At 40.7% G+C, this 3,633-nt stretch carries 3 protein-coding genes; 1 reads left to right on the forward strand and 2 read right to left on the reverse strand.

Translation table 11 applies throughout. From position 1 onward, the window contains the following. Positions 1–810 (reverse strand): serine/threonine-protein kinase (locus H6S82_RS23920; RefSeq protein ID WP_191056818.1); only part of this gene is annotated, 810 nt, incomplete at its 3' end. A 219-nt stretch (positions 811–1,029) separates the two neighbouring features. Then, positions 1,030–2,238: an HBL/NHE enterotoxin family protein gene (locus H6S82_RS23925; protein WP_190463605.1), complete on the reverse strand. Its 1,209-nt coding sequence runs from the start codon at positions 2,236–2,238 to the stop codon at positions 1,030–1,032. Between the two features lie 452 nt (positions 2,239–2,690). Here H6S82_RS23925 and H6S82_RS23930 point away from each other — a divergent pair. After that, positions 2,691–3,633: AAA-like domain-containing protein (locus tag H6S82_RS23930; protein WP_191056819.1), on the forward strand; the 943-nt coding region annotated here is incomplete at its 3' end.

A 3,633-nucleotide genomic window follows, 5' to 3' on the forward strand; every position in this document is an offset into this window, starting at 1 on the left:
CAAACAATTTTCTAAGTCTACTTTCAGACCTTCTGCGCTTTGGTAGCGGTCTTCGGCGGTTTTTGCCATCAATTTCATTACAATGTCAGAAACGACTTGAGGTATGCGGCTATTTATCTCTACTGGCGGTACTGGTTGAACTGCAATATGGCAGTGAATTAATTCGAGAGCGTCAGTGGTTTTAAATGGTAGTTCTCCTGTGAGCATTTCATAAAAAGTGGCACCTAAAGAATAAAAATCGCTGCGATAATCAATGCTACGATTCATCCGACCGGTTTGTTCCGGTGGCATATAAGCAAGAGTGCCGGAGAGTTGATTGGGATGGCTGTTATTTTGGGTTTCTTTTGATAGGCTGCTAGCAATGCCAAAATCGTTGAGCTTTACTTGCTTTGTTGGCAAATTTATCAGAATATTGTGCGGTTTAATGTCTTTGTGAACGATCTGATTTTTATGCAGTTCGGCTAGCGTTGATGCTAATTTAATCCCGATTTCTAAAATTTCTTTGATATGAAGCGATCGCAAATAAATTATCTCCCGAATTGAGACGCCTTGGAAATATTCGAGAACCAATACAAATTTATTGCCAAATTCTTTTATTTCTAGAGCTTTAACAATACCTTTGATGTTTAAATCTTTGGTGATTTTATACTCTTGTCTTAAGCGGGTAACTTGTTCTATCCTGGGATGTTCGCTCGCGAGCATCTTGAGAATTACAGGCTGTCCGTCTGACTCTCGCAGTGCTTGATAAACGATCGTGTGTATACCTTGATAAATTTTTGATATGACTTGATAACCAGGAATATAAAGCATAGTTTAGTACCGATTTTGGTGTAGGCAAAAGCTTCAAATCTTTGTTCATCAGTTTGAATTTGACAGCGTACTTGAGCAGATGCGAAACGGAGACGGTGAGCTATGCGATCGCCATTTTAAAGAAGATTGAAAACTTCTTAATTTGCCTTATTTTTATGTTGGGCGATAAATTGTCTAATTTTACCTAAAAATAGATAAAATTATGTTGGCTAAGAAACTTTATCTGGCTTGTTTATAAGCAAAAGAAGATAGAACATTTTCAGCAGCAAATTCGGGATTTCCGATCGAATCGATCGAACTGATATTTTGATTTGCTAAATTTAGCACCTGATTTACCTCTTCTGGCTTGAGATAGGCAACGCGGAATAGCATTTTTTGCGCTCTTTGGCTGATGATATGCCACTCTCTACTAGCAAAGTTTAAATAGTCTTCTAGGTGGGCAATTTTTGACGGCTCGTATGCGCGAATTATTTCTTGTTTAAATCTCCTAATACCAGTAACGATCGATGACCATTCTAGACTGAGGGACTTGTGAGATTCTAGTATGTAATTTGTGGTTTCGCACAATGAATCAAAATCCTCTGCTAGACTGTTTGCTGAGGCAATATCTGTGTATATCCCTGTATTTTGTTGGGAATTTGTCCGCAGTTTCTTACCATAATCTACGAGAGAGCTACCGATATGAATTAATGCTCCCGATCCGGCAATAATTACCGATATCCCACTCAGGATAATTGAGATTGCCGTCGTGTTTGAGGAAAGAGCGCTAAGACACTCAAATCCAATTACCCCCGCACCGCTAATAATCAACAATGATGCTGCGAGAACGCCAGTAATCTTTTTCTGTATTTCTTGTTGAAGAGCTTTGCTTGTATCGGCAAGGTTGTCAACTACTTCGATGGGATTGGTGACCTTTTGGTTTAATCTTTCCAATTCACCAGAAAAATTATCTTTATCACTCTTAATTTTAGCATTAAAATTATGTAATGCTTGCACCATCTTCTGAGCCGTATCTTTTCTTCTTTTTGCTTCCATTTCTAATCGATCTAATAAAGCGATTAGGCGAAAAAAGGCATCGTTTTGTTTGTCAATTTTGGGAGCTATCTCAAGAAATTTTAGATAAAAATCTTGAAATAATTGGGCATAATTATCAATATCTGAGATCCCTGAAATAAGAGAAGGTGTCAGGGAATTTAAAATATGATTGGCGTGCCGATCGCATAATTCTCGATCAAAATTTAAATCGCTAGCAATTGCTTGGCAATCGTGCAAATTCAAGTTTAATTCCGATTGTTGGAGTATCCGTGTGGCGTATGTTTGCATTAATAGCAGAGCGCCGCTTGTTTTTGAGATATCGTCCTTTATGTATCTGGGTACGAGGAGGTTTTTAGCTACTTTTGATGGATTGATTGTTCTCGATAAAGTCATTGCGATTACCCTTTTTCAATTCAATTTAGAGAAGATACGATGTGTCTGATTCTTTTAAAAGTGGCTATAAAGTTAGAGCTGACGCAAGTGTTACAAGACAGAAACAGATTTCTAGGTATGTTGTTGCACTGTCTTCGCTTAAGCTCAACAATAGACCTCTGTGCGATCGCACACTCGTTCCTTCCAGCCAGCGAGTCAATTTTTTTCTCGCTGGCTGCGATTGCTTCAGTGAAAACACTGTATTTAGTTTGCACCACCTAACTGGATTGCACCACTCAACTTTTGCTATTTAAGATCGCAAGTTAAGATCGCAAGTTAGGATTTGCCCGAATTAGTTAACCAAACTACCTCCTGGCTTGGGTTTTGGCTATTTTTAACTTTTTGGGAGCGTGAAAGTTGAGCCCCTTAACTTGCTAAAATTTTGCTTATCTTGGGAAATTGAGTGAAATCGCATGATAGTCTTGCAACACCAACATAAAGAAAAGCGCAAACGCGGTGTAATCCTTACCCTACAAGGATTGCAGAAGTTAGAAGCAGCTAAAGCCGAGTCAGAATTCGAGGACAACAGCGGCAATCGGTATACTTTGGAACAAATGAGCGCTCGCACGCGGTTAGCCATCAATACCGTGATGAAGATCTACGCTCGCGAGGTAGGGGTCGATCGCAGCACCCTGAAAAGGTGCTTCAGCGCTTTTAATCTGGTTCTGGAGTCAAATGATTATTCCTGGGTGTTTCCGCAAGGTGAGGAAGTGGAAGAACCGGAAATCCCACAACCACAAGAAAAAGAAGAAAAAGACATGGAGCCGGAATTACCGGGGGGTCAAGTTCCCCTCAATTCGCCTTTTTATGTGGAGCGCGATTCAATCGAATCTGAGTGTTACAAGGCAGTTTTGCAACCGGGAGCGCTGATTCGCATCCAAGCTCCCCGGCGAATGGGGAAATCTTCCCTGATGGCGCGGATTCTTCAGAAAGCTGCCGAGCAAGGTTATCGGACAATTACGATCGATTTTCAGATAGCGGATAGAGAGATTTTTCAAGATTTGGATAAATTCTTGCGGTGGTTCTGCGCTAACGTCGGTTTGGGTTTGCAACTTCGCAATCAAATCGCGGATTATTGGGATGAGCTTTTTGGCAGTCAGGTTAGTTGCAAGATGTACTTCGAGCAGTATTTGCTACCATCAACAACCAAACCGATAGTGTTAGCTTTGGACGATATCGATCGCTTGTTTGCTTATCCCAACTTAGCGAGCGACTTTTTCGGACTTTTGCGAACTTGGCACGAGGAAGCCAAAAATCGGGAAATTTGGCGAAAACTGCGTTTAGTTGCGGTACACTCCACTCAGATGTATATCTCGCTGACTGCCAATAAATCGCCTTTTAATGTAGGACTGCCGA

Origin of the sequence: Planktothrix sp. FACHB-1355 (assembly GCF_014748295.1) — a bacterium.
GTDB classification, from domain to species: domain Bacteria; phylum Cyanobacteriota; class Cyanobacteriia; order Cyanobacteriales; family Aerosakkonemataceae; genus Aerosakkonema; species Aerosakkonema funiforme_A.